Raw genomic sequence first — 25,257 nt, 5'->3', positions numbered from 1 at the left:
AGGAGCCGAGTCGGAACTCCGAAAGCCATCCGGGTCCCGCTGCCGGCCCGGACCGTGCACCGGCCGCGCAGGACCCCTCGGTTCACCAGGTCGCCCCCGGGCGTCCGGCCGATGCCGCGCGCCGGGCGCTTCGGGCCGCGAGGGAGCGGCGGGAGGCCGCTGCGGAGGAGCCGGCGCCGGAACGGGGCGAGCGCCCCGTGACTCGCCCGGGTGATGTGGCCCGGGGCGAGCGCCCCGTGACCCGCCCAGGTGATGCGGCCCGGGCCGCGCTGCGCCGTGCCGTCGCGGGGAGCGGCACGTCGGACACGGCAGCCGACCGGACCGACACGGGCAGGGAGCATGCCTCACCGGAGCCCGATCCGGGGGTGCCGTCGCGTAGCCCTGCACCTGATCCGGGGGTGCCGTCGCGTAGCCCTGCACCTGATTCGAGGGTGCCGTCGCGTAGTCCCGCATCCGATCCGGCGGTGCCGTTGCGCGCCCCCGCATCCGATTCGGGTGGACCGCCGCGTAGTCCCGCATCCGATCCGGCGGTGCCGTTGCGCGCCCCCGCATCCGATTCGGGTGGACCGCCGCGTGGTCCCGCATCCGATCCGGCGGTGCCGTCGCGCGCCCCCGCTCCCGACCCGGCCGTACCGCCACGCGCGCCCGCTTCCGGGCCGTTCGCATCGCCGCCCGCCCCTGCTTCCGATGCGGCGGTACCGGCGCGCCCTCCTGCTTCCGGGCCACGGGGTTCGCGTCCCGCCGATGCCGCCCGGGAGGCGCTGCGGGCGGCTCTGGGGGACAGGAGGCAGGCCCGGGCGGTCGACGAGGGCGACGGTGAGGGCCGCGAGCGCGGCGGCAGGCAAGGGCGACCGGCTTCGTCCGGCCCGCATGGCCGGAAGGGGTCCGGCGGCGGTGTCGCCGGGCACCGTGCCCGTGCGGTGAGGGAGTTGCTCGCCGACGCCTTCAAGATGCCACCCATGGACGAGCCGGACACGGACGTGTCGCAGACGTCCGGAGCGACGGCCCGGCCCCGCGGCGACGACACTCACCGCACGGCTGATCCGGCCCCCGTGTCGCCCTCTCGACCCTCCGAGTCCGCCCGGCCGTCTGAGCTCTCTCGGCACTCCGAGCCTTCTCAGCCTTCCGAGCCTTCTCAGCCTTCCGAACCCTTTGCACCCTCCGAACCCTCCGAACCATGGGCGCCACGAACGCCTGCCGCCCCGCTCCCGGAGCCCGCCGCCCCCCTCCGGCAGCCCTCCACGTCACCGCAGAGCCGGTCCTACACGACCCCCTCGGCCCACCCGGACGCCGACGCCCCGCTCCTGCCTGACGTTCCCGCCACCCCCCAGGTGCCCCGCTCCATGGCCGCCCCCGGCCGTGACGGCGAACTCCGGCGCACGTTCCCGGCGTTCGCCCCTCGCCCGCCGGACGACGCCGCCTTCGCCGAGACCTGGTGGGGCAACGCGTGGGTGGCCGCGCTGGAGGAGGGCGCCCTCGACACCAAGAGGCTGGCACGCGGTCGCGGTTACGCACAGCAGGGGCATGTCGATGCCATCACCGTGACGCCGGGGCTCGTGCTCGCCTATGTCCGCGGCAGCAGGCCCCGGCCGTACCGGGTCCAGGTGCGGTTGCGGACGCTCGGCGACGACGACTGGGCGCGGTTCCTGGACTCCGCGGCGGACCGGCCGGGGCACATCGCCGCGCTGCTCGACAAGGAGATGCCCCAGTCCCTCGCCGACTGCGGCGTCCCCCTGCTGCCCGGCCCCGGCGATCTGGACCCCCACTGCAGCTGCCCCGACAACGGCCACCCCTGCAAGCACGCCGCCGCACTCTGCTACCAGACGGCCCGCCTGCTCGACGCCGACCCCTTCGTCCTGCTCCTGTTGCGCGGCCGCGGTGAACGCGAACTGCTCGACGCACTGTCTCGCCGCAACGCCACCCGCGCCGCACGCGCCGCGCAGGACCGGGAGCCGGCGCCCCTCCCCGGGGTGCGGGCCACCGACACCATCGCGTCGGATCGGCAACTCCCTTCCCTGCCGCCTCCGTTGCCCGTGCCCCCGCACCCGGAGCAGCCGCCCGCCTATCCGGCGGCTCCGGGTGGCCCCGACCCCTTCGCGCTGGACCAACTGGCGACCGACGCCGCGGCCCGAGCGCACGCCCTGCTCAGTACCGGCCGCGACCCGGTGGCGGACCTGACCCTGTGGCAGGACGCGGTCCGGCTCGCCGCGGCTCGCCCCGGCTCCGGACTCACCGGCGCCACCCGCGGTCTGTACGCCGCCCTAGCCTCCGCCGCCGACCGCACCCCTGCCGAACTGGCCCGGGCGGTCGCCGCCTGGCGCCAAGGGGGACTTGAGGGCCTCACCGTCCTCGAAGAACCCTGGGACCCACCGGCCGGCCGGTTCGACCGGGCACGCCCCTTGCTTCTCGCCGCCGACCTGCCCGCCTTCCGGCCCTGGCGCAACCGCCTCACCCACCCCCACGGCCACGTCCAGCTCCGTTTGGGCCGCGACGGCCTCTGGTATCCGTACGAGTCGGAACCGGGCCGCGACGACTGGTGGCCGAGGGGCACTCCCGACCTCGACCCGGTCGGTGCCCTGACCGGCCTGGGCGTCTCGCCCGACGGCTGACACGGCCCCGGTCAGGGACCGGCCCCGGGCAGCGGAGACGCTGATGATCAGTCCGGGGCGGTGGGCTCGGACCGGACCCGCTGGGCGACGTCGCGCAGCTTGATGTTGTGGTGCTGGGAGATGCGGCGCAGGACGCTGAAGGCGTCGTCTTCGCTCAGGCGGTGGCGTTCCATGAGGATGCCCATGGCCTCGCCGATGGCGTGCCGGGTCTGCATGGCGTGTTCCAGCTGGTCGATGGTCCGGGCGTCAGCCAGGGCGACGGCGGCGTGCGAGGCCAGCAGCCAGCCCGCGGTCTCGATGTCCTTGCTGAAGGCTCCGGGACGCCGTGCGTACAGGTTCAGCGCGCCGAAGTCCTCGTCGTCGGTGTACAGCAGTACGCCGGTCATGCTCCCGATGCCCAGCCTGCGCGCCTGTTCAGCGAAGCGCTGCCAGGTCTGCTGTGGCTGGGTGAGGTCCGCGATCCGGTACACCCGCTCGCCGTCCTTGCCGCGGGCGAGATCGAAGCAGGGACCTTCGCCGAGTTCGCCCTGCAGGCGGTCCGACTCATGCACCATGTCTCCGCAGGCGGCCAGTGTCACGGCCCGGCCCTTGCGCACCGCGAGGATGCCGGCGGCGGTACAGCCGTCCACCAGCTTCACCGCCGACGCCACGATCTCGTCCAGGGTCGCCTGGACCGAGTCCTGTGCCAGCAGTTCCCGCGCCAGCACAGCCATCTGCTCGGCGTACTCCTGCCAGTCCACCGCCACCACCCCGCCTCGATCGCCGGTTCGGTCACAGTACGCCAGCCCCGCCCTTGTCGGGGGCGGCGGTGTCCACCGGGCGGACGGCGTGCGGGGCAGCTCCTCAAAGGCCGTCCGGATCGTGCCTCGGCGTCGAACGTCCGTACTCGTGGCTCGTGGCTGGTGGCTCGTGGCTGGGCCGTGTGCATGCCGCCGTCAGCTGTCGGCGACCGTCCCCAGGAAGCGGATGTGCGGCCGGGCACCCGGACCGGGGTGGGTGACCGCGGCGCGTACGCCGTAGACGTCGGCGATCAGGGACTCGGTCAGCGTGGCGCCCGGGGCTCCGGCGGCCACCACCCGGCCCTGCCGGAGGATGACGACCTGGTCGCAGTACATGGCCGCCAGGTTGAGGTCGTGCAGGGCGACGACGCTGGTGACGGGCAGGTGGGCGACCAGGTGCAGCAGGTCGAGCTGGTGGTGGATGTCGAGGTGGTTGGTGGGTTCGTCCAGCAGCAGCTCGCGAGGCTCCTGGGCCAGGGCACGGGCGATCTGGACGCGTTGGCGTTCGCCGCCCGAGAGCGTCTGCCAGGGCTGGTCGGCCCGGCCGCCGAGTCCGGTGCGTTCCAGGGCGGTGCGTACGGCGTTCTCGTCCGCCTCGGTCGTGGGAGTCCAGGCGCGGCGGTGCGGAATGCGGCCGAGGCGCACCACGTCGCGGACCGTCAGTTCGACGAGGGTCTCGGCGTGCTGCTCGACCACCGCCACGCGCCGGGCGATCGCGCGGCGGTTCCAGTCGGGCAGGGGGCGCCCGTCAAGGGTGACGACCCCGCAGGCCGGGGCGAGCACCCCGGACAGCAGCCGCAGCAGCGTCGACTTCCCCGAGCCGTTGGGACCGAGCAGGCCGGTCACGGAGCCGGGCCGAGGGTCGAGGCTGACACCGTCGAGGATCAGCCGCCCGTCGACGGTGCGGCTCACACGGTCGGCGACGAGGGTGGGCGGCCGGCCGGGCGACTGCTCGGCGGCTGTCGGCCCACCGGTCGTCCGCCCGACCGTTGCCGGCCCCTCGGTGGTCGATCCGCCGGTCGTCCGCTTCGCGGATGTGGGCCCGGCGGTCACCGGCGTGGCGGGTGCCGGCCCCTCGGGTGCTGGTTCGTCAGGTGCAGACCCGTCAGGTGCAGACCCGTCAGGTGCCGCTCCGGGGTGCGGAGGCCGGGAATCCTCGTCCCGGCGCCCGGTGCCGATCGTCATCGCCGCCTCCTCGTGCGGTACAGGACCAGGACGAACGCCGGAACGCCGACCAGCGACGTCACCACGCCGACCGGCACCTCCTGGGGGTCGAGGACGGTACGGGCCAGGGTGTCGGCCCACACCAGGAACACCGCCCCGGCGACCGCGGTGACTGGTAGCAGGCGGCCGTGCCCCGGGCCGACGAGGGCGCGGGCGGCGTGCGGCAGGACCAGGCCGACGAAGCCGATCGCGCCCGCCGCGCTGACCAGGGCGGCGGTCAGCAGCGCGGTCACGCACAGCAGCACCAGCCGGGTCCGGGCGACCGCGACCCCGAGCGTCGCCGCCGCGTCCTGGCCGAAGGCGAAGGCGTCCAGGGTGCGCGCGTACCCGAGACACACCACGAGGGCGAGCCCCAGGACGGCCAGGCACAGCCACACCTCGCTCCAGTCGGCCCCGCTGAGCGACCCGAGCAGCCAGAACAGCACGCCCCGGGTGGTCTCGGCGTCGGCCGCCGTCATCACGACGAACGAGGTCAGCGCCGAGAACAACTGCATGGCGGCCACCCCGGACAGCACGACCCGGTCCGTCGTCCCGCCGAGCGTGTGACTGAGCAGCAGCACCAGCGCGAACGAGCCGACCGCGCCCACGAACGCGCCCCCGGAGACGGACAGGACACCGCCCCCGGCGCCGAGGACGACCACGACGACGGCGCCGGTAGACGCCCCGGAGGACACGCCCAGGACGAACGGGTCGGCGAGCGGGTTGCGCAGCAGCGACTGCATCACCGCTCCGCACACGGCGAGTCCTGCCCCGCACACCGCGGCGAGCAGGGTGCGCGGCAGCCGCAGGTTCCACACGATGCCGTCCCGGATGGGGGACAACTCCGTGCTGCCCCAACCGAGATGGGAGGCCACCGCCGACCAGACGTCGCCGACGCCGATGTCCGCCGGGCCGATGGTGATGGCCACGGCGACGGACGCGGCGAGCACCGCCAGTCCGGCACCCAGGCCGGCCGCGTCACGCAGCGCGCGGGCGGCGGTCCGCGACGGCCGGGCCGCGGGCGGGCGCAGGGTGGTGGTCATCCGGCGAGCCGGTACTCGCGCAGGGCCGCCGCAACCTTCTCCACGCCCTCGACGGTGCGGATGGTCGGGTTCATCACCTGCCCGCTGACCAGCACGTACCGCTTCTTCTTGACCGCGTCCATGTTCCTTGTCGCCGGGTTGGACTCCAGGAAAGCGATCTTCTTCGCGGCGGTCTCCGCGGTCTGCCGCTTGCGGGTCAGGTCTCCGATGACGAGCACATCGGGGTTGCGGTCGGCGACGGTCTCCCAGTTGATCTGGGGCCACTCCTGCGTGCTGTCGTCGAAGACGTTCTTCGCGCCGAGCGCGTGCGTGATGATGCCGGGCGCGCCACAGCAGCCCGCCATGTACGGGGACTCCTGGTTGGCGAACCAGTACAGCACTGTCGCGTCCTCGGCCCGGGTCGCGGACGTGGCCTTCGCCACCCGGGCCTTCAGCTCGGCGACCAGCTTCTCCGCGCGCGCCTCCACCCCGAAGATCCGCGCCAGTTCCCGCACTTCGCGGTAGACGGTCTCCATGGTCAGCGGCCTCGTCCGGGAGCCGTCCCCGTCGCCGCCGTTGTCCTTGCCCTCGCAGTCCGCGGGCGAGAGATACGTGGGCACCCCGAGCTCCTCGAACTTCTCACGGGGTGCCACTCCGCCCTTGCTCAGCAGGGACGTGAAGGAGGCGGCGACGAAGTCCGGCTCGGTGTTCAGGACCTTCTCGAACGACGGCTGGTTGTCAGCGAGCCGGGGAACCATCGCGTTGGCCGTCTCCAGTCCCTTCATGACCGGGTCGGTCCAGGTGGCGGTCCCCACCATGCGGTCGGCCAGGCCGAGGGAGAGCATGATCTCGGTGGTGCCCTGGTTCAGGGACACGGCCCGCTCGGGCGGGGCCTTGACCGTCACCTTCTGCCCGCAGTTGGCGAGCGTGACGGCCTTGCCGCCGGAGCCGCCGGACGCGCCGGCCCCGTCGGACGACGAGCCCGCACCGCACGCGGACAGCAGCAGCGCTCCGGTCAGGAGCAGAACGGAACAGCGGACGGAACGTGACAGGAGCACGGTGTGACTTCCTCGGCGTCGGGGCCCATGCGCGGAGCCCGTTCGGACGGTCTGCTGCCAGCAGGTCTTCGGACTCGGGATCGCCCTGACGGGGCGCCTTCCCGGATCCGGCCGTGGCCGTGCTCCAGTGGCTGTTGCCCCGCCCGTCACCCTTACCGCTGCGCGTCAGTTCCGGACTCTCACCGGATTCCCTGACCCGTGTACGCGTACGACCGCGCCCACGGATTCGACTGGCGTCCGGAAGTTACCACGCGCTCACCCGCCCCCGCTGGGGTGTGATCGCCTTCGCCAGGGGCCTTTTCCGGCCACGGACTCTGACTGACGGTCAGCCTCCCGCTCCCACCGGAGCGGCCTCCCGCTCCCACCTCAGCGCTCGACACCCTCCGCCGCCCTCGGCGTCGAGTCCACCGTCGACCGGGCGCCGACCGGGCCGGAACGGAGCCGAGGCGGCGGGCAGCACCGCCGTCCCCGTCGCACCCCCGGCGTCGGCGCCCCTTCCCCCACCGACGTGACCTGGCCTTCCACCCTCATCGCCCGGGCAGGAGAAGGCCATCGGGCGCAGGCCCCATTTCCTTGAGGACACACAGTGCAGACGGCCCGGCCGGGTGCCGGGCCAGACGGTTCAGGTGTGCTGCGCCTGGGGTGCCCTGGGAGACGAGTGACCAGGCAGTGGTGTCCGTGCTGACCAGGTCTTGGCCCGGGGGATGGCACGGACTTCGGATGATGGGGTCGCCCTGAACGCCACAGCGTCCGCAGCGCAGCCACCACCGTGTCCGTCGGGCACAAGTCCGGGCGCCCGTACCGAGTGCCACTCGCTGCACGGCGGCACGTCAGCGATTTCCCATATCCCTGCCACGGCCGGGACCTGTGCGCCGGAGCAACCAGACCCGAGGATCGCTCGCAAACCGGGCGCCATGAAAGCAGGGGGTCAGCGAGTCAGCTCAGCGCCTCACGCCCAGATGGCTCAGGCCCAGGCGACGACCAATGCAGTTGCCTTGGCGCCAGTGGCCGTGCTCAACGCTGGTGGCCCCGTGCTCGATACTCAACGCTGGTAGCCCCGTGCTCTACGCCGACGCCGTGTCCGCCGGGGTGTCAGCCAAGGTGCTGTTGGAAGAAGGCGGCCGCCTCCCTGCCGACCCGAACGCGGACAGTCGGGTCGGCAGGTTCCGGGGCGAAGAAGTCGTCGTGGCGGACATCGGGGCCGGCCGAGCCACCACTCGCTGTGGGAATGTGCTCCAGGTACGGCTTGGTGTCGACGTCGTACGGGTTGACCGTGTCTGCTCCACCCCAGCGGATGCCCACAGGCACCCGCACGGTTGCCAGGCTTTCCGGGGTCACGAGACTGCCCACACCGGGGGCTACCTGGAAGACCGCCCGCACTCGGGGATCCGAGAGGTCTGCCGCGGCGGCATCCAGCGCACGTCGTGACGACTCGTCCAGTGGATACTTCTTCCGCAGCGCGTCCAGTGCGCCGGGGAACTCGGGGATCTCCGGCAGAGGGATCGTTCCCGTCAGCACAGCCCACAGGATCTGCGGATCGACACGGGCCCCGGCAAGGGCCGCCGCCGTGTAACCGCCGAGGGAGAAACCCGCTACACCGACCGGACCGAGCAACTCTTCCCGGGCGAGCGCTTCGAGTGCGAAGGAGACGTCCCGGGGCCGTTCCCATACGTGGAGAAAGCCCTCCGGCTCGTAGCCGTCGACGTAGTTGTTGCCGTGGTGATCGAGGGCAACAACCCGGAAACCCGCCTCGCGCAGCGGTCGTACCAGCCACTCCATGTCGCTGCCCGAACCTCCGGTGCCGTGAGAGACGACGACAAGCGGAGCGGGTGCGGCCTGTGGGTGGCTCGGCTCCCACAGGTAAAGACGGACAGGGCGCGGACGAGTCGGATCCCTCAGGTCACGTCGGGACTCGTCGAGCAGGACACGTATCAGCGGCTGTCCCTGTCCAGAGATCATCATGGCGACATCGTAGGGGGGCGCCTGTCCCAAGTGCGGGTCTTCCAGCCCGGCAGGTGCTCTTCGGCTATGTGGTCGGGGTTGTGGGCCCAGCGGCCTCGCTGCACAGTGCCGCGTTTGGCGCGGGTCCTCAGCACCGGCCATCGGTTCGGCTTCTTGATCGCGCGCGGGCAGTCCCGGTTGTGCCGGGGCGGGAGGAGACGTGCGCGTGCCTTCCGCCCGGCCTCGGTGAGGGAACGGGTGAGGCTGGCGGTGGTCGCTCCGAACTGGGAAGGGATGCTGCGCCGGACGATGCGGACGCACTTCAGGCAGAGATACGGTCGGCGTCCGCTGGTGGGTCGGAGGTGAGATCCGGAGGCGCTGGTGCGGGGTAGGTGCCAGGAGGACCAACAGGCGCCGCGGAGAATATGTACCTTGACTCTCGCCGGCAGGCGCGGCAGCGCCGGAGCGGGACAAGGCCCGCTAACCCACCCCGGCGATGTGACATCTCGTGACAGATGAGAGGCTCGGGCGGGTGAGTGAGACACCGTCGAACACCCTGCAATACCGCTTTGACGGGCCAGAAGAGGCCCCCGTCCTGATCCTCGGTCCCTCACTGGGCACCACCTGGCACATGTGGGACCGGCAGGTCCCGGAGCTGACCCAGCAGTGGCGGGTCTTCCGGTTCGACCTGCCCGGACACGGTGGCGCGCCCGCGTACCCGGCGGGCTCCGTCGCCGACCTCGCCGACCGGCTGCTCGCCACCCTCGACGGCCTCGGCGTGCAGCGCTTCGGCTACGCGGGCTGCGCGCTGGGCGGTGCCCTCGGTATCGAACTGGCGCTGCGGCGCCCGGAGCGCGTCGCCTCGCTCGCCCTGATCGCCGCCTCTCCGCGCTTCGGCACGGCCGACGAGTTCCGGCAGCGGGGCGTGATCGTGCGCACCAACGGCCTCGACCCCATCGCCCGCACGTCGCCCGACCGCTGGTTCACCACCGGCTTCGCCGCCGCCCAGCCCGCGATCACCGAGTGGGCCGTGCAGATGGTGCGCACCACCGACCCCGGCTGCTACATCGCCGCCTGCGAGGCGCTCGCGTCCTTCGACGTACGGTCGCAGCTCGCCGGCGTCGCCGTGCCCACCCTCGTCCTCGTCGGTTCGGACGACCAGGTCACCGGCCCCGCCGAGGCCCGCACGCTGGTCGCGGGCATACCGGACGCCCGTCTCGCCGTGGTTCCCGGCGCCTCCCACCTGGTGCCGGTCGAGCAGCCCGCCGCCGTCACGGACCTGCTGGTCCGGCACTTCTCCACCGCCTGGCAGCCCGGCTTCGACACCACCGGCCAGATCGCCGTCCCGGCCGTCGCCGTCAGGCCGGTCCTGTCCGCCGCACCCGCGCAGCCGGCGCCGGTCGCCGAGATAGCCCCCGCCGTCGTGGTGCCGCAGCCGACGGGCCCGCAGGACCCGTACGACGCCGGGATCAAGGTCCGGCGCGAGGTGCTCGGGGACGCGCACGTCGACCGGGCGCTGGCGCAGGCGGACGAGTTCTCCGGGGACTTCCAGGAGTTCATCACGCGCTACGCCTGGGGCGAGATCTGGAACAGACCGGGCCTCGACCGGCGCTCCCGCAGCTGTGTCACCCTCACCGCCCTGGTCGCGGGCGGCCACCTGGACGAACTCGCCTTCCACACCCGTGCCGCCCTGCGCAACGGCCTCACCCCGAACGAGATCAAGGAAGTGCTGCTCCAGGCCGCCGTCTACTGCGGCGTACCGGCGGCGAACAGCGCGTTCCGGGTCGCCCAGAAGGTCATACGCGAGGAGACCACGCCCGAGGAGTGAAGGCTCGGCGGCGAGCCTCGGCGCGGCAGGATGGTGTCATGAAGCTCACGAAGATGTCGCACGCCTGCGTCCGGCTGGAGAAGGACGGCCGGACGCTCGTCCTCGACCCCGGAGGGTTCAGCGAGATGGACGCCGCGCTCGGCGCGGACGCGATCCTCGTCACCCACGAGCACCCCGACCACTTCGACGAACCGCGCCTGCGGGCGGCCATGGAGCACAACCCGGCCGCCGAGGTCTGGACGCTGAAGTCGGTCGCGGACAAGCTCTCGTCGGCCTTCCCGGGCCGGGTGCACACGGTCGGCCACGGAGACACCTTCACCGCCGCCGGCTTCGACGTCCAGGTCCACGGCGAACTGCACGCCGTCATCCACCCGGACATCCCGCGGATCACCAACGTCGGCTACCTCGTGGACGGCGGCAAGGTGTTCCACCCCGGCGACGCCCTCACCGTCCCCGACCACCCGGTGGAGACGCTGATGCTCCCCGTGATGGCTCCCTGGAACAAGATCTCCGAGGTCATCGACTACGTGCGCGAGGTCGCGCCGCAGCGCGCCTACGACATCCACGACGCGCTGCTCACCGACCTGGCCCGTCCCATCTACGACCGGCAGATCGGTGGCCTCGGCGGCTCGGAGCACCTGCGTCTGACGCCGGGGGAGTCGGCGCAGGTGTGAGCGGGGCCCCACGCTGGGCGGGGCCGGGTTGTCAGTCCCGCCCGGTAGGTTGTCAGGCATGCGCATCGCGACCTGGAACGTGAACTCGATCACCGCCCGCCTGCCGAGGCTCCTCGCCTGGCTGGAGAGCAGCGGCACGGACGTGCTGTGCCTCCAGGAGGCGAAGGTCGCCGAGGAGCAGTTCCCGTTCGACCCGCTGCGCGACCTCGGCTACGAGGCGGCGGTGCACGCCACCGGCCGGTGGAACGGCGTGGCGGTGCTCTCCCGAGTCGGCCTCAAGGAGGTCGTCAAGGGGCTGCCCGGCGACCCGGGCTACGACGGCGCCGTGGAGCCCCGCGCCATCTCCGCGACCTGCGGCCCGCTCCGCGTCTGGTCGGTGTACGTGCCGAACGGCCGCGAGGTGGACCACCCCCACTACGCGTACAAGCTCCAGTGGTTCGAGGCGCTCAAGGCGGCCGTCGCGGGCGACGCCGGCGGCAGCCGCCCCTTCGCGGTGATGGGTGACTACAACGTGGCGCCGACCGACGACGACGTCTTCGACCGCGCCGCCTTCGAGGGCTCCACCCATGTCACCCCCGCCGAGCGCGCCGCCCTGGCCGCCCTGCGCGAGACCGGTCTGTCCGACGTGGTCCCGCGCCCCCTGAAGTACGACGCGCCGTTCACGTACTGGGACTACCGCCAGCTCTGCTTCCCCAAGAACCGGGGCATGCGCATCGACCTGGTCTACGGCAACGAGGCGTTCGCGAAGGCGGTCACCGACTCCTACGTGGACCGCGAGGAACGTAAGGGCAAGGGCGCCTCGGACCACGCGCCGGTCGTGGTCGACCTGGACGTGTAGCCGAGGCCGGTCCCACCGGCCCGCCCGGTGTCCCGGCGCCCGGCGTCACGGCACGAGCGCTCGCAGATCCACCGACCTGGCGAGTGCGGCGAGCCCCTCGTCCCCGGGATGCAGATGGTCCCCGCTGTCGTAGGCGGGCAGCATCCGGGAGGGCCGCGCGGGATCCCGTACCACCGCGTCGAAGTCGAGCACGCCGTCGAAGCCGGCGCCGGAGCGGATCCACTGGTTGACCTTGAGGCGCTCGGCGTCGACCGCGGGCGTGCACCGCACCTCGCCCTCGCACGGCAGGATCGTCGCCGCGAGCATCCGCAGCCCCCGCGCATGCCCGCGGTCGGCGACCTCACGCAGCCCGGCGATCACCTGTTCCGCGGTCGTGCCCCAGCGCACGTCGTTCACGCCCTCGAAGACCACCGCCGTACGCGCGGAGGTCTGGGCCAGTACATCCCGGTCGAACCGGTACAGGGCGCTCACCCCGGCCGTGTCCGTGGAGACGCCGTCCCCGGGATAGCGGTCGGAGACCACACGATTGCCGGAGATCCCCTGGTTGAGCACCCCATATCGCGGCACCACATTCTGGTTCAGCAGTCGTGTGGCGAGCACGTTGGGCCAGCGCCGGTCGGCGTCCATCGTGGACTTGTCGCCGTCGGTGATCGAGTCGCCCAGCAGCACCACGGACCCCGGTCCGCCGCCCACGTCGACTCCCGTCAGCAGCGGCCAGCTGGTCAGGACCGTGGGATAGGAGACGGCGGAGGCGTCCGCCGTGTGGTCGCCCGGAGCACTCACGTACGACCGCTGCTGCGCCAGGCGGTGCACGGGCGCCGCGGGCACGGTCCCGGGCAGATGGAAACTGACCAGCAGACTGGTGTCCGCGGGCACATGGAAGGCGAGCGGATCACTGTAGGCCTGCGCCCCCGCGGGGATCTCGACGCCCCGCGCACCGCGGAAGGACACCCGGACCGGCGTGCCCCGCGAAGCCGCGCCCGCCGCCTGTACCGCCACGGTGGCGCTCCCGATCCGCACCGGTGCCGCCGCGAAGGTGTTGTCGAACCGCAGCCGGACCCGCGGCCCGCCCGCCGACGTGTGCACCACCAGCCGCAGGGTCCGGTCGGTCCAGGGCCCCACGGCCGCGTAGCCGCCCGTCGCCGTCGTCCAACTCCCCGTCCAGCCGGGGGCGGGAGTCCGTACCGCCACCGCGAACACATGCAGCGCGCGGTGGTGCGGCAGCCGTACGGCGGCCACCTCGCGCCCGGTGAGGAGCGGCACGGTGACGACGTACAGCCGTGTACGCCAGGCGAGTTGACCGCCGGCAGTGTTGATGTGCGGCAGGGCCACCGCCTTGGTGGCGAGCGGGCCGGTGCGCCAGTCGGGGGCGGACAAGTGATACGCGGAGCGGCTGCCGTCGGCGTAGAACACGGTTCCCGGGCCGCCCGTGAGGGAGCCCGACGTACCCGCCACCAGGAAGGCCAGGGCGTCGCCCCGGCCCCGCACCCGTACGTCCTGCCCGGCGGCCACGACGTTGTTCGGCTCGCCCGGACGACGGTTCGGCCAGGTCAGCCTGGCGCCCTGCACCGTCAGCGCGCGGCCGGGCGTCCAGCCCGCCGCCGCGAGGTCCTGTGCCGACAGGGAGGCGCCCGTCCCGTCGAAGTTCCCCGTGCCGGGCCGGGCGTCGTCGCTGACGGCCGTGTTGTCGAAGAGCCGCTCCAGCGGCAGCGGCCCGACTCTGCGCTCGGGGGCCGCCTGTGCGGAGACTCCCGGCACCAGGACCGCGAAGAGAGCGAGGACGACCGTGGAACTCCACACACGTCGGCGCAACTCCGACTCCTCCCGCTCACGACTGCTCAGGGCTGCGAATGGCTGCACATGACAAGCTCGGGTGTGACGTCCGGACGAGACGCAAGACGCATCGTGAAGTTAGAGAGGCGCCCGTGACCCGTCAACGAGCCATGCCCGAACTCGGCGTGAACTCGACCGGAATCGGCGGTTGGCGCGCCTGTGGTGCGTTCGGCCGTGCGAATGACACGCTGGAGGTATGAAGATCCCTTTTCTGGGCGACCGGCCCGAGAAGCGCGGGGCCCCCGACCCCGAGGGCATCGCCGAACTCCTTGCCGAATGCGAACTGCTGCGCTCCCACGCGTCCCGGGCGGGAGTGCAACTCGACGACACCGCTGCGTCCTTGGAGGCGCTCGACCAACTGGTGCCGCGCTGGCGTGACGACGCGGAGGTCCTGCCGTGGCTGGGCAACGACGCCGGGCTGTACCTCGGCACCGTCATCGTGCGCACCGTGCCCGGCGCCGCCTGGAGGATCTGGCCGGACGGCCAGCCGATCGTCCGCCTCGCCTCCGGCCGTGAGTTCGATGTCGTGGCCTCGGGGCAGGAGTGGGCCACGAGCGGGGTGCCCGAGCTGTCGCAGCTGTACGCGGAGGTCGCGGAGGCGTGACGGCGTCGGTGGAGCCGTCCGGGCGACGCCGTGTGAGCCGCGCGTATAAGTTCGGCGTAAATACGGCTTATGCCCGAAAAGTGCGTGTCGAGTATTAAGTCCATCTTTGCCTGGATAGTTTGCGGCCACCGCTACACAGCTGAACATGACTGGGGCTGGGCATGGCTGGCGATCCACTGATCGAGCTGCGCGACGTCAACAAGTACTTCGGGGACCTGCATGTCCTTCAGGACATCGACCTCACCGTCGGCAGGGGGGAGGTGGTGGTGGTCATCGGCCCGTCGGGGTCGGGGAAGTCGACGCTGTGCCGGGCCATCAACCGACTGGAGCCGGTCCAGTCCGGCACCATCCTGCTCGACGGACAGCCGCTGCCCGACGAGGGCAAAGGGCTCGCGCGGCTGCGCGCCGAAGTCGGCATGGTCTTCCAGTCCTTCAACCTCTTCGCCCACAAGACGGTCCTGCAGAACGTCTCGCTGGGCCAGGTCAAGGTCCGCGGCCGCAAGAAGGAGGACGCCGACCGGCGCTCCCGCGAACTCCTCGAACGCGTCGGCGTGGCCGACCAGGCGGACAAGTACCCGGCGCAGCTCTCCGGCGGCCAGCAGCAGCGCGTGGCCATCGCGCGTGCCCTGGCCATGGAGCCCAAGGTGATGCTCTTCGACGAGCCGACCTCCGCACTCGACCCCGAGATGATCAACGAGGTCCTGGAGGTGATGCGTCAACTCGCCCGCGACGGAATGACGATGATCGTCGTCACCCATGAGATGGGCTTCGCCCGCTCGGCCGCCAACCGCGTCGTGTTCATGGCCGACGGCCGTATCGTGGAGGACCGCACCCCCGACGAGTTCTTCAACAACCCCAGCAGTGAGCGTGCCAAGGACTTCCTGTCGAAGATCCTCCACCACTGAGCGGGGAGCGCGACCCGTGCCGGGGCGAACGGGGTTTCCCGCACCGGAATCCTCGCCGGGCATGACCTCGACTACGATGTTCCGTCCGTCCCCAAGGCCGTGGAGGTGGCCCCGGCCGCGACCAGGGACGCTGCTGCCGGGTGGGGATCCCCCCACGGCCCCTGGACCCAGGGGCAGCAGGGGGCAGCAGTCATAGAGCCATACCCGCCCGGCGCCGGCCGGAGATCACTGCTCGCGCAGTGGAATCGACACGTACGACGGGTCGTTCGCCGGTGAGGAGAAGGTCAGCCGCGCGCCGGACGGGTTGTGCTCGATGTAGAGAGGGTCGACCGTGTCGACGACCAGGGCGAGCCGGTGGCCTGCCGGGACGTCGTAGGCCGTGGAGAACAGCTCCAGGTCGACGCCGAACGGCCGGCCGGGCGTGCGTCCGTGGAAGGTGTACGGCGCGTTGCTGACCAGCTTGCCGAGGCCGAGCGGGCCCACGTCGTAGAGGTAGGCGACGAGGGTGCCGCTCTCCTCGGTCGGGGTGACGGTCGTGTGCAACTTCGCCGTGCCCCGTACGCGTTGGGCCGTCGGGTACTTCTCCGACTGCCAGACGGCCGCCCACCGGCGCGGGAGCAGCGGGATCGACGCCATCGGGGGCAGCTGGGCCACCTGGTCGAGGATGCTGGACAGGAAGACGATCCCGCCGTCGGCGCCGGAGTTGACGTTCGTGCGGATCGTGGTCGTGCCGCCGAGGGCGATCTTCCTGTGCGTCGCGGCGACCGACTTCCAGTCCGGGTAGCCCTCGTAGCCGCCCGTGGAGCGGGACTTGAGCTGGACGGGCAGCTCGCGGTCGATGCCATTGGCCTCGCCCTTGAGGTGGTGGTCGAACCAGCGCTCGGTGTCGTTCCACACGTCGTTGGGCAGTCCGAACAGGCCGGTCAGCTCGGCGGTGGCGTGGTCGCCGGGCCGGAATGCCAGGCGCTTGGGCCCGGTCAGCTTCTCGTAGAAGTCCGCGTACTGGTTGGGCGGGAAGACCGTGTCGCCCCAGGCGTTGGCCATCATGACCGCGGTGCCGTTCTTGTTCAGTTGGTCCACATACGTAGCGACCGAACGTTTCTTCCCCCAGTTGATCATGTCCTGTTCCTTGGACAGGTTGGAGGCGTAGAAGTTGTCGAAGATCTGCCGGAGTTCGGCGCTCTGCCGGCCGGTGACCACGCTCGCGCCGTCCAGCAGCGCACCGGCCTGGACGTGCTGGGTGCGGCCGGAGTAGATCGAGTCGATGAGGTCGGCCCAGCCACTGAGGGCGGCGACCGCCTTGACCCGTTCGTCGTGCGCGGAGGTCAGCAGGCTGATCCCGGCGCCGTACGAGACGCCCGCCATGCCGATGCGGCCCGCGTCGGCCGGGGTGTTGGCGAGTGCCCAGTCGATGACCTTGGACGCGTCGGCTGTGTCAGGCGGGCCCGCCACTTCTATCTCGCCGCCCGACTGCCAGAAGCCGCGCACGTTGTAACTGACGACCACGTAGCCCGAGTTCGCGAGTTTCTGTGCCTGGGCGACGTACTCGACCTGGGGCAGGCCCCAGCTCGTGGGCATGACGAGCAGCGGGTAGCGGCGGGAGCCGTCGGCGCCGGCCGGAGTGATGACGTTCGCCTTGAGGACGGTGCCGCCGTCGCCGGTGATGTCGACGAACCGCACGCTGTTGATGGCCGCCTGGGCGGTGGGGGCGAACCCGAGGGCGCCGGCGACCATGGTCGCGGAGACGGCACCCACGGCGGTCGTACGCAGGGCCTTGCGTTGGGTTCCCACGGTCACTCCTCACTCGTGTCAATGCAAAGTGACCGAACGGTAACCGTGGCTCCTTACCGTAGGTAACCCGTCGGTAAGTTACGTGGGAGTAACGATTGTTGTGGTGTGAATGAATTCAGGGGGCGCGGTGTGAGTTCCGTGCGGGAACCGCCTCCGCGGTTGGCAGCGGAGCCTGCGCGGCCCGGGTGACGTCCGCGACCAGCTCGACCACGTCCGGGCCGTACGCCTGCGAGTTGACGACCTTCAGCAGCAGGACGAACGACTTGGTGCCATGCTTGCGAGCCAGCCGTTCGTGGTTGCGGGCGAGATAGCGGGTCGCGGCCTGATTGGTGATCGCGCGCTGCCCGCAGAAGAGGAACACCGGCCGGGCCTCGCTCCGCTCGCCCGCGGTGAGACGGGCCAGCAGGACGTACTCCGTCACCCCGGGCTCCATCCGGTAGTGCTCGCCGCCGATCCGGAACGCGCCCCGGTCCGGGCCCGGTTCCGGGTCGATGTTCACGCGCACCCCGGGCAGCATCGCGGCCATGTGGGCGAGCATCCGCCGGTTGGAGCCGGGGCCGCCGACGCAGAACTCGGTGCGCTCGCCGAAGCCCTGCTGGACGTTGTCCTGGGTCACCATCTGCAGGTGCGCCCCGCAGTCCTTGATCAGGGCGGCGAGTTCCAGCAGGGCGAACACGTCGAACCGGTGGACGGCCGGTTCGGAGGTCGCCGGGTCGCGGTTGACGACGAGCAGCGACTCCGAGTTCTGCGGCAGCCCCAAGAACGCCTGCTTGCGGCGGAGCTTGCGCCGCCACAGATAGGTACGGGCGAGCCAGCCCAGCGCGGCGCTGATGCCCGCCGCGACCACGCCCAGCACGATGTTGCGCACGTCGTCATTCATGGGCGCGCATGGTAGCGGGCGAACGCAAACCCGTGTTCGACAACGGTCTGGCGTGGCCGGGCTGACGGGGGCATGCCGATCGAATAGGCTGCGCGGACGGTTCCTGACTGGAGGTGCGGATGCGTCGCCCTGTCGCGCGGAAACTGTCGGTCCTGGTGGTCTCGGCCGCCGTGGTCTCGGTGGGGGCGGCGGCGCCGCCGGGTTCCCCCACCGGCAGCGTGCAGAAGGTGCCGGTGGCCGTCGGCTACGGCGGAGCGGTGTCGAGCGTCGACCCGGACGCCTCCGCGGCCGGCATCGAGGTCCTGCGCAACGGCGGCAACGCCGTCGACGCCGCCGTGGCGACCGCCGCCGCGCTCGGCGTCACCGAGCCCTACTCCGCCGGCATCGGCGGAGGCGGCTACTTCGTCCACTACGACGCGAAGTCCCGTACGGTGCAGACCCTCGACGGCCGCGAGACCGCACCGCTGAGTGCCGGCTCCGACCTGTTCGTGGAGAACGGCAAGGCGGTCCCGTTCGCCGAGGCCGTCAGCAGCGGTCTGAGCGTCGGTACCCCCGGCACGCCCGCCACCTGGCAGAAGGCGCTGGACACATGGGGGAGCAAGCGGCTCGGCACCCTGCTGAAGCCCGCCGAACGGCTCGCACGGGACGGGTTCGTCGTCGACGAGACCTTCCGGGCGCAGACCGCCGCCAACGAGACCCGGTTCCGCTACTTCCCGGACACCGCGGAGCTGTTCCTGCCGAACGGAAAGCTCCCCGTCGTCGGCTCCACCTTCAAGAACCCCGACCTCGCCCGCACCTACGCCGAGCTGGCGAGGAAGGGCGTGGGCACGCTCTACCGGGGCCACCTCGCCCAGGACATCGTCGACACGGTCAACAAGCCGCCCGTCGACCCGGGTTCCGGCTGGAACGCCCGCCCCGGCGACCTGTCCGCGCGTGACCTGGCCGCCTACCGCGTCAAGTCGCAGGCGCCCACCCGGACCTCGTACCGCGGTCTCGGCGTCTACTCCATGGCGCCCTCCTCCTCCGGCGGCACCACGGTCGGCGAGGCCCTCAACATCCTGGAGCGCACGGACCTGTCGGAGGCCACCAAGGCCCAGTACCTGCACCGCTTCATCGAGGCCAGCCGCATCGCCTTCGCCGACCGGGGCCGCTGGGTCGGCGACCCGGCCTTCGAGAACGTACCGACGAAGGAACTGCTGTCGCAGCGCTACGCCGACTCCCGCGCGTGCCTGATCAAGGACGACGCGGTGCTGACCAGCCCCGTCGCCCCGGGCGACCCGCGCAACCCGGCCGCCTGCGACGCGAGCGGCACGGCGGCCCCCACCACCTACGAGGGCGACAGCACGACCCACCTCACGGTCGCCGACAAGTGGGGCAACGTCGTCTCCTACACCCTCACCATCGAGCAGACCGGCGGCAGCGGCATCACCGTCCCGGGCCGTGGCTTCATCCTCAACAACGAGCTGACGGACTTCTCCTTCACCCCGGCGAGCCCCGCCGTGCACGACCCGAACCTGCCGGGCCCGGGCAAGCGCCCGCGCTCGTCGATGTCACCCACGATCGTGCTCGACGGGCACGGCAAGCCCGTGGTGGCACTCGGCTCACCCGGTGGCGCCACCATCATCACCACCGTGCTGCAGACGCTGACCGGGTTCCTCGACCGGGGGCTGCCGCTGGTCGACGCGATCGCCGCACCGCGCGCCAGCCAGCGCAACCAGACCACCACGGAACTCGAACCGGGCCTGTGGAACAGCCCGCTGCGAGCCCAGCTGGAAGCGATCGGGCACGGGTTCCGGCAGAACCCGGAGATCGGCGCCACGACCGGGGTGCAGCGGCTGCCGAACGGGAAGTGGCTGGCCGCCGCCGAGACGGTACGGCGGGGCGGCGGCTCGGCGATGGTCGTGCGGCCGGCTTCGTAGGCCGTATCCGCAAAGTCCCGCCTGCCCCGCGACACGACGTAGCGCCCGACCGCACGGCAGGCGTCACAACTCGGGGGCGGGCGGCAGCTCTTCCGTACGGAAGGAGAGCCGCCCGTCCTCCACATCCACCGTCACCCGGCCGCCCTCGCCGATCCGGCCGTCCAGGAGCAGCCGCGAGAGCTGGTTGTCGACCTCCTTCTGGATGGTGCGACGCAGCGGGCGGGCGCCGTACTCCGGCTGGTAGCCGCGCTCGGAGAGCCAGTCGACGGCCGCGCCCGTGAACTCGACCGAGACGCCCTGGGCCCGCAGCAGACCGCGGGTCTGGTCGAGCAGCAGGTTGGTGATGCGCTCCAACTGCTCGTGCGTGAGCTGCCGGAAGACGACGATCTCGTCGATACGGTTGAGGAACTCGGGCCGGAAGTGCTCGCGCAGCGGCCGCAGGATCCGTTCGCGCCGTGCCTCCTCGTCGGCCACCGCGTCCCCCGCGCCGAACCCGATCCCCGAGCCGCCCCGGCTGATCGCCTCGGAGCCCAGGTTGCTGGTCATCACGATGACCGTGTTGGTGAAGTCGACCGTCCGCCCCTGGGAGTCGGTCAGCCGGCCGTCGTCCAGGACCTGCAGCAGGATGTTGAAGACGTCCGGGTGCGCCTTCTCGACCTCGTCGAGCAGCAGCAGCGAATACGGGTGACGGCGCACGACCTCCGTGAGCTGCCCGGCCTCCTCGTGCCCGACGTAACCGGGCGGGGCGCCGACCAGACGGCTCACGGTGTGCCGCTCCTGGTACTCGCTCATGTCCAGCCGGACCATCCGCTCCTCGCTGCCGAACAGCGCCTCGGCGAGGGCCCGCGCCAGCTCGGTCTTGCCGACACCGGTCGGACCGAGGAAGAGGAAGCTGCCGATCGGGCGATGCGGGCTCGCCAGACCGGCACGTGAGCGCAGCACCGCGTCGGAGACCACGCGGACGGCCTCGTCCTGGCCGATGACCCGCTGGTGCAGATGCTCCTCCAGGCCCAGCAGCCGGTCCTTCTCCTCCTCGGTGAGGCTGCTCACCGGGATACCGGTCTGCCGCGACACGACCTCCGCGATCGCCTCGGCGGTGACCTCCAGGTGCTGGCCCTCGTCGACCTCCTCGGTGTCCGACGCCTCCGCGATGCGCTTGCGCAACTCGACGATACGGTCCCGCAGTTGCGTCGCCTGCTCGTAGCTCTCGTCGGCGACCGCCTGGTCCTTGTCCCGGTACAGCTGCTCGACCTCGCGCTCCATGGCCCGTACGTCGGTGCCCTTGGTCCGTGCCCGCAGCCGGACCCGGGCGCCCGCCTGGTCGATCAGGTCGATAGCCTTGTCCGGCAGGCGGCGGTCGGTGAGATAGCGGTCCGACAGCTCCACGGCGGCGACGAGCGCCTCGTCGGTGTAGCGGACCTGGTGGTGGGCCTCGTAACGGTCGCGCAGGCCGCGCAGGATCTCGATGGCGTCCGCGGGGGTGGGCTCGGGGACGAGGATCGGCTGGAAGCGACGGGAGAGCGCCGCGTCCTTCTCGATCCTGCGGTACTCCTCCAGGGTGGTCGCTCCCACGATGTGCAGCTCGCCGCGCGCGAGAGCCGGTTTGAGGATGTTCCCGGCGTCCATGGAGCCGCCCTCGCCACCGCCTCCGGCACCCACGACGGTGTGCAACTCGTCGATGAAGACGATCAGTTGGTCGGAGTGCGAGCGGATCTCGCCGACGATGTTGTTGAGCCGCTCCTCGAAGTCGCCCCGGTAGCGGGTACCCGCCACCACGCCCGTCAGGTCCAGCGCGACGACCCTGCGGCCGCTGAGCACGTCGGGCACGTCGGCGTCGGCGATCCGCTGGGCCAGGCCCTCCACGATCGCCGTCTTGCCGACGCCCGCGTCACCGATGAGCACCGGGTTGTTCTTGCCGCGCCGGGAGAGCACCTCGACGGTCTGCTCGATCTCCTCCTCCCGGCCGATCACCGGGTCGATCCGGCCCCGGCGGGCGAGGTCGGTGAGGTCGCGGCCGTACTTGTCGAGGGTGGGCGTGCCGCCGTCGACACGGGGCCGCTGGTCGGTGCCCGGCCGCGTCTGGGTGCTGTCCTGCGCCTCGGAGGGCATGCCGGAGGGCGCGAAGCGGGCCGCGTTCAGGATGTGGCCCGCCGCGGAGTCGGGGTTCGCGGCGAGGGCGCTGAGCACGTGCTCCGGGCCGATGTATCCGGCGCCCCGCGCCCTTGCCAGGTCGTGCGCGTCCAGCAGGGCGCGCTTGGCGGCCGGTGTCAGGGACAGCGACGTGGGGGGCGGGGCCTCACCCGGCGGGTGCTGGACCGGGCCCGACCGCTCGTCGATCTCCGTCGCCAGCGAGTCCGGGTCCGCGCCGGCCCGGCTGAGCAGGCTCCGGGTCGGCTCCGAGGACAGCGCGGCCCGCAGCAGATGCTGGGTGTCCAGGTCGCGGCTGCCGTGCTCGGCGGCGTACTGGGCGGCCCCCCGCACCAGCTCCCGCGCCGGTTGACTGAGCAGCCGGCCGATGTCGATCTGCCGGGGACCGGGACGCGGTCCGCCGAAGAAACGGGCGAGGAATTCTCCGAAGGGGTCGTAGTCCTCCGGACCACTGAAGCCGCTGGTCATGGCGTTCCCATCCGGCGTCCCTGCGCGGGCAGGGTCGCCCTCGCTGATCGACGTGCCGGAGTCGGGTAACCCGGTTCGGACTCGCTCATGCAACGATGGCACGTTCTCGCCCAGGGGGCATGTGCAAGGACGCGGGGGCCGCGGCCCCCTCCCACCCCGTGCGGCGGTCCGGCGCGCGTGGCGGGCGTGCTCCGGCGCGTCCTGCTCAGCCGTTCGCGCCGCGCCCCTGGCTGGGGTCGGACGGGCCGCCGGGGCGCAGCATCTGGCTGGTGGCCAGCTTTCGGTAGAGGGGGTCGCGGGCCAGCAGGTCCTCGTGCCGTCCGCAGGCGGCGGTACGGCCCTCGTGGAGCACGACAATGTGGTCGGCGTGCTGCACGGTGGACAGGCGGTGGGCGATGACCAGCAGGGCGCATTCCTGGGCGATGTCCTTCATCACCGTGGTCAGCGCCGCCTCGTTGATCGCGTCGAGGTGGGAGGTCGGCTCGTCCAGCAGGAGCAGCCCGGGACGGGCGAGCAAGGCACGGGCCAGGGCGACGCGTTGACGTTCGCCGCCCGACAGGGTGCTGCCGCGTTCGCCGACGACGGCGTCCAGACCACCGGGCAGCCGCTCGACGAGTTCCTCCAGACGGGCGAGCGCGAGGACCCGCCGCACCTCCGCCTCCGGGGCGTCGGGCGCGGCGTAGGTGATGTTCTCCCGCAGGGTGCCGTGGACGACATGGGTGTTCTGGTCCACCACGGCGATGCGCCGGCGGCACGCGTCACGGCCGAGTTCCGCCGCGGGCCGGCCGTCGAACAGCACGGCTCCCGCGTCCGGTTCGTAGAACCCCGCCACCAGCGCGAACACGGTGCTCTTGCCGGCCCCCGAGGGGCCCACCAGGGCGACGTGCCGGCGGTGGGGGACGGCGAAGGACACACCGGCCAGCACCGGGCGGCCCGGGTCGTAGCCGAACCTGACGTCGTGCAGCGCGAGCGCGGCGGGCCGGCCGGCGGGGGCGGACGGTACGGGCTCGGGCCGGATCCGCGCCGGCGACGGCGCCGTGTGCTCCACGGGCAGACGCAGCGCCTGGTCGACGCGCCGGTACGCACCCATGCCGCGCTGGATGAGCCCCACCGCGTGGAACACGGAGGACAGCGGCAGGACCAGGTACGAGGCGTACAGCAGGAACGCCACGAGGTCTCCGAGGGAGCCGGCGCTGCCGCTGACGCGCAGACCCCCGACGACCAGGACGACGAGGAAGGAGCCCTGGACGGCGAGTTCGACGGCGGGACTCATGACGGACGCCAGCTTCGCGGTCCGTACGCCCGCGTCGTAGGCGTCCTCGATCCGGGCCCCGATCCGGTCCGCCTCCCGCTCCTCGGCGCGGTGCACCCGAACCATGGGCAGGGCGCCCAGGGCCCGTTCCAGATCCGCGGCGACGGCGCCGACCGAGTCCTGCATGCGTTCGGAGGCGCGCCGGATGCCCTGGAGCAGCGAGGTGACCACGGCGGCCGCGACGGCCACGGTGAGCACGACCAGAAGCAGCAGCAGCGGGTCCAGCCACGCCATCAGGATCAGCGCTCCGGCGGCCACGATGCTTCCGGTCACCAGGTCGACGAGGGCCTGCGAGACCACCTCGCGCAGCATGATGGTGTCGGAGGTGACCCGGGAGACGAGGTCACCGCCCCGGTGGCGGTCGTACTCCCGCATCTCCAGCCGGAGCAGACGTCCCACCAGACCGGTCCGCAGCTGGCGTACGACACCTTCGCCCATCCGCTCCAGCAGGAAGCGTCCCGCCGACCCGATGGCCGCCTCGACGAGGAACAGCGCGCCGAGGAGTGCCAGCAGCGGCCAGACGACCTGGCCGCGCCCGCTCGCGTCCACCGCTTGCCTGGCCACCAGCGGCTGCGCCAGTCCGAGGGCGGAGCCGGCCAGCGTCAGCACTCCGGCCACCATGACGGCGGCCCGGTGCCCTGCGGTGAGCCGGAACAGAGTGACCACCGCCGCACGGGTCGACCTGTCCTCGCCGGGGCTCCCCCGCCCGCCGGCGTCCTCGACCGCCGAACCGGCCGGCGGCCCGGTGTCCGTGGCCGTACCGCCCTTCATCGTTCGGCCGGCTCGACGGCCACCAGCCGGGCGAAGTAGCCGTCCGGCACGTCCTCGCCGACGGGGCGGCCCGCCACCTCGATCCAGGCGTGCGCGGTGAAGGGCGGCACCACCCGGACCCCGGTGCACCACGTCGGCCACGTTCCCTGGAGCCTGCACAGCAGCGCGGCCCCCAAAGAACGCGGCAGGCACCCTTTCGGCCCGGTGCAGCGCAGGCTGACCGCGCACATGGCGTCCCGTCCGGCCTGGGCCTGCGCGGTGGTGGCGGGTGCGGCCCCGCGGCGCAGGACACCGAGGACGGCGCGGATGCGGCGGGGCGGCAGCAGGGCGAGCGCGACGGCCGGGAGCATCACGAGGCGGGCGGCCAGACGGCGGCCCAACGGCACACCGGTGGGGCGTTCCAGCGCGCTGGGTGTCGTCATGACGCCAGCCCCGCCTCACGCAGGTTCGCGACGAGCGCCTCGACGTCCTGCTGGGCCTGCGCCCGGTCGATGTCGAACTCCCGGACCAGGGCGGCGGCCGCGTCCGCCTCCTCGCCGCCGTCGAGCAGGGTGCGGACCACCAGTGTGGCCGTCGGGTTCAACTCCCAGTAGGTGCCGGCACGTTCGTCCAGCAGGACGGTGCCGTAGTCGGTCTCGGCCGTGGAGATGTGTGCGTCGAACCGCAAGGGCATG

At 72.1% G+C, this 25,257-nt stretch carries 19 protein-coding genes and 1 riboswitch; of the genes, 7 read left to right on the top strand and 12 right to left on the bottom strand.

Going from position 1 to position 25,257, the window contains the following annotated elements; all coding sequences use genetic code 11:
• The first annotated feature begins 398 nt into the window (after nucleotides 1-398).
• Nucleotides 399-2,609 (top strand): SWIM zinc finger family protein, encoded by a 2,211-nt coding sequence (locus tag ACFYNL_RS29430; protein WP_388808308.1) that lies wholly within the window; start codon nucleotides 399-401, stop codon nucleotides 2,607-2,609.
• Between the two features lie 47 nt (nucleotides 2,610-2,656).
• On the opposite strand, the gene ACFYNL_RS29425 is transcribed toward ACFYNL_RS29430, so the two are convergent.
• The 5 genes from ACFYNL_RS29425 to ACFYNL_RS29405 form a co-directional block, all read right to left on the bottom strand.
• Complete coding sequence (locus ACFYNL_RS29425; RefSeq protein ID WP_388808306.1) at nucleotides 2,657-3,349, bottom strand: ANTAR domain-containing protein; 693 nt, start codon at nucleotides 3,347-3,349, stop codon at nucleotides 2,657-2,659.
• A 195-nt stretch (nucleotides 3,350-3,544) separates the two neighbouring features.
• Nucleotides 3,545-4,300 (bottom strand): ABC transporter ATP-binding protein, encoded by a 756-nt coding sequence (locus tag ACFYNL_RS29420; RefSeq protein ID WP_388808304.1) that lies wholly within the window; start codon nucleotides 4,298-4,300, stop codon nucleotides 3,545-3,547.
• Between the two features lie 269 nt (nucleotides 4,301-4,569).
• Nucleotides 4,570-5,634, bottom strand: a complete 1,065-nt coding sequence (locus ACFYNL_RS29415; RefSeq protein ID WP_388808302.1) for a FecCD family ABC transporter permease — start codon at nucleotides 5,632-5,634, stop codon at nucleotides 4,570-4,572.
• Nucleotides 5,631-6,671 carry an ABC transporter substrate-binding protein gene (locus ACFYNL_RS29410; protein WP_388808300.1) on the bottom strand — a complete coding sequence of 347 codons (1,041 nt, stop codon included), beginning with the start codon at nucleotides 6,669-6,671 and terminating at the stop codon, nucleotides 5,631-5,633. The genes ACFYNL_RS29415 and ACFYNL_RS29410 overlap by 4 nt, the downstream gene beginning before the upstream one ends.
• 62 nt (nucleotides 6,672-6,733) lie before the next feature.
• Nucleotides 6,734-6,864, bottom strand: a riboswitch (cobalamin riboswitch).
• 899 nt (nucleotides 6,865-7,763) lie between these two features.
• Nucleotides 7,764-8,633 carry an alpha/beta hydrolase family protein gene (locus ACFYNL_RS29405; protein ID WP_388808297.1) on the bottom strand — a complete coding sequence of 290 codons (870 nt, stop codon included), beginning with the start codon at nucleotides 8,631-8,633 and terminating at the stop codon, nucleotides 7,764-7,766.
• 511 nt (nucleotides 8,634-9,144) lie between these two features.
• On the opposite strand from ACFYNL_RS29405, the gene pcaC reads away from it, so the two are divergent.
• The 3 genes from pcaC to ACFYNL_RS29390 are packed head-to-tail and all read left to right on the top strand — an operon-like array spanning nucleotide 9,145 to nucleotide 11,952.
• Nucleotides 9,145-10,440 (top strand): 4-carboxymuconolactone decarboxylase, encoded by a 1,296-nt coding sequence (pcaC, locus tag ACFYNL_RS29400; protein ID WP_388808295.1) that lies wholly within the window; start codon nucleotides 9,145-9,147, stop codon nucleotides 10,438-10,440.
• Nucleotides 10,441-10,478: 38 nt separating this feature from the next.
• Complete coding sequence (locus ACFYNL_RS29395; RefSeq protein ID WP_388808293.1) at nucleotides 10,479-11,114, top strand: MBL fold metallo-hydrolase; 636 nt, start codon at nucleotides 10,479-10,481, stop codon at nucleotides 11,112-11,114.
• A gap of 58 nt (nucleotides 11,115-11,172) precedes the next feature.
• The gene (locus ACFYNL_RS29390; protein WP_388808291.1) at nucleotides 11,173-11,952 is read left to right on the top strand and encodes an exodeoxyribonuclease III; all 780 of its coding nucleotides are present in this window, start codon (nucleotides 11,173-11,175) and stop codon (nucleotides 11,950-11,952) included.
• A 45-nt stretch (nucleotides 11,953-11,997) separates the two neighbouring features.
• On the opposite strand, the gene ACFYNL_RS29385 is transcribed toward ACFYNL_RS29390, so the two are convergent.
• On the bottom strand, nucleotides 11,998-13,764 hold the full coding sequence (locus ACFYNL_RS29385; RefSeq protein ID WP_388808289.1) for an SGNH/GDSL hydrolase family protein: 1,767 nt from the start codon (nucleotides 13,762-13,764) through the stop codon (nucleotides 11,998-12,000).
• Nucleotides 13,765-13,981: 217 nt separating this feature from the next.
• Here ACFYNL_RS29385 and ACFYNL_RS29380 point away from each other — a divergent pair, with 217 nt between their 5' ends.
• Complete coding sequence (locus ACFYNL_RS29380; RefSeq protein ID WP_388808287.1) at nucleotides 13,982-14,389, top strand: DUF6278 family protein; 408 nt, start codon at nucleotides 13,982-13,984, stop codon at nucleotides 14,387-14,389.
• Between the two features lie 161 nt (nucleotides 14,390-14,550).
• Nucleotides 14,551-15,294, top strand: coding sequence for an amino acid ABC transporter ATP-binding protein (locus tag ACFYNL_RS29375; protein WP_388808285.1), 744 nt, complete (start codon nucleotides 14,551-14,553; stop codon nucleotides 15,292-15,294).
• Between the two features lie 225 nt (nucleotides 15,295-15,519).
• Here the strand turns inward: ACFYNL_RS29375 and ACFYNL_RS29370 are convergent, their stop codons facing one another.
• Both ACFYNL_RS29370 and ACFYNL_RS29365 read right to left on the bottom strand, forming a co-directional pair.
• Nucleotides 15,520-17,085 (bottom strand): CocE/NonD family hydrolase, encoded by a 1,566-nt coding sequence (locus ACFYNL_RS29370; RefSeq protein ID WP_388808281.1) that lies wholly within the window; start codon nucleotides 17,083-17,085, stop codon nucleotides 15,520-15,522.
• Between the two features lie 115 nt (nucleotides 17,086-17,200).
• On the bottom strand, nucleotides 17,201-17,965 hold the full coding sequence (locus ACFYNL_RS29365) for a hypothetical protein (RefSeq protein ID WP_388808278.1): 765 nt from the start codon (nucleotides 17,963-17,965) through the stop codon (nucleotides 17,201-17,203).
• A 119-nt stretch (nucleotides 17,966-18,084) separates the two neighbouring features.
• Here ACFYNL_RS29365 and ggt point away from each other — a divergent pair, with 119 nt between their 5' ends.
• Complete coding sequence (gene ggt, locus ACFYNL_RS29360; protein WP_388808276.1) at nucleotides 18,085-19,884, top strand: gamma-glutamyltransferase; 1,800 nt, start codon at nucleotides 18,085-18,087, stop codon at nucleotides 19,882-19,884.
• 63 nt (nucleotides 19,885-19,947) lie between these two features.
• Here the strand turns inward: ggt and ACFYNL_RS29355 are convergent, their stop codons facing one another.
• From ACFYNL_RS29355 to ACFYNL_RS29340, 4 genes are all read right to left on the bottom strand, one after another.
• Nucleotides 19,948-22,500 (bottom strand): ATP-dependent Clp protease ATP-binding subunit, encoded by a 2,553-nt coding sequence (locus ACFYNL_RS29355; protein WP_388808274.1) that lies wholly within the window; start codon nucleotides 22,498-22,500, stop codon nucleotides 19,948-19,950.
• Between the two features lie 205 nt (nucleotides 22,501-22,705).
• Nucleotides 22,706-24,583, bottom strand: coding sequence for an ABC transporter ATP-binding protein (locus ACFYNL_RS29350; RefSeq protein WP_388808271.1), 1,878 nt, complete (start codon nucleotides 24,581-24,583; stop codon nucleotides 22,706-22,708).
• Nucleotides 24,580-25,005 carry a lasso peptide biosynthesis B2 protein gene (locus ACFYNL_RS29345; RefSeq protein WP_388808269.1) on the bottom strand — a complete coding sequence of 142 codons (426 nt, stop codon included), beginning with the start codon at nucleotides 25,003-25,005 and terminating at the stop codon, nucleotides 24,580-24,582. The genes ACFYNL_RS29350 and ACFYNL_RS29345 overlap by 4 nt, the downstream gene beginning before the upstream one ends.
• A complete protein-coding gene (locus tag ACFYNL_RS29340) occupies nucleotides 25,002-25,256 on the bottom strand; it encodes a lasso peptide biosynthesis PqqD family chaperone (RefSeq protein WP_388808267.1) in 255 nt (84 codons plus the stop codon). Before ACFYNL_RS29340 ends, ACFYNL_RS29345 begins: the two co-directional genes overlap by 4 nt.
• Nucleotide 25,257: the final 1 nt, after the last annotated feature.

The sequence above is a fragment of the Streptomyces sp. NPDC007808 genome, assembly GCF_042868655.1.
Taxonomy (GTDB): Bacteria; Actinomycetota; Actinomycetes; order Streptomycetales; family Streptomycetaceae; genus Streptomyces.
Note: the sequence above shows the minus strand (reverse complement) of the source record. Positions and strands in the feature narration are given on the sequence as shown.

Bases quoted from the DNA above. Each gene is read 5' to 3' on its own strand.
- ACFYNL_RS29415 (WP_388808302.1), bottom strand. From the start codon at position 5,634: ATGACCACCACCCTGCGCCCGCCCGCGGCCCGGCCGTCGCGGACCGCC.
- ACFYNL_RS29405 (WP_388808297.1), bottom strand. From the start codon at position 8,633: ATGATGATCTCTGGACAGGGACAGCCGCTGATACGTGTCCTGCTCGAC.
- ACFYNL_RS29395 (WP_388808293.1), top strand. From the start codon at position 10,479: ATGAAGCTCACGAAGATGTCGCACGCCTGCGTCCGGCTGGAGAAGGAC.
- ACFYNL_RS29390 (WP_388808291.1), top strand. From the start codon at position 11,173: ATGCGCATCGCGACCTGGAACGTGAACTCGATCACCGCCCGCCTGCCG.
- ACFYNL_RS29380 (WP_388808287.1), top strand. From the start codon at position 13,982: ATGAAGATCCCTTTTCTGGGCGACCGGCCCGAGAAGCGCGGGGCCCCC.
- ACFYNL_RS29375 (WP_388808285.1), top strand. From the start codon at position 14,551: ATGGCTGGCGATCCACTGATCGAGCTGCGCGACGTCAACAAGTACTTC.
- ACFYNL_RS29365 (WP_388808278.1), bottom strand. From the start codon at position 17,965: ATGAATGACGACGTGCGCAACATCGTGCTGGGCGTGGTCGCGGCGGGC.
- ggt (WP_388808276.1), top strand. From the start codon at position 18,085: ATGCGTCGCCCTGTCGCGCGGAAACTGTCGGTCCTGGTGGTCTCGGCC.
- ACFYNL_RS29355 (WP_388808274.1), bottom strand. From the start codon at position 22,500: ATGACCAGCGGCTTCAGTGGTCCGGAGGACTACGACCCCTTCGGAGAA.
- ACFYNL_RS29350 (WP_388808271.1), bottom strand. From the start codon at position 24,583: ATGAAGGGCGGTACGGCCACGGACACCGGGCCGCCGGCCGGTTCGGCG.
- ACFYNL_RS29345 (WP_388808269.1), bottom strand. From the start codon at position 25,005: ATGACGACACCCAGCGCGCTGGAACGCCCCACCGGTGTGCCGTTGGGC.
- ACFYNL_RS29340 (WP_388808267.1), bottom strand. From the start codon at position 25,256: ATGCCCTTGCGGTTCGACGCACACATCTCCACGGCCGAGACCGACTAC.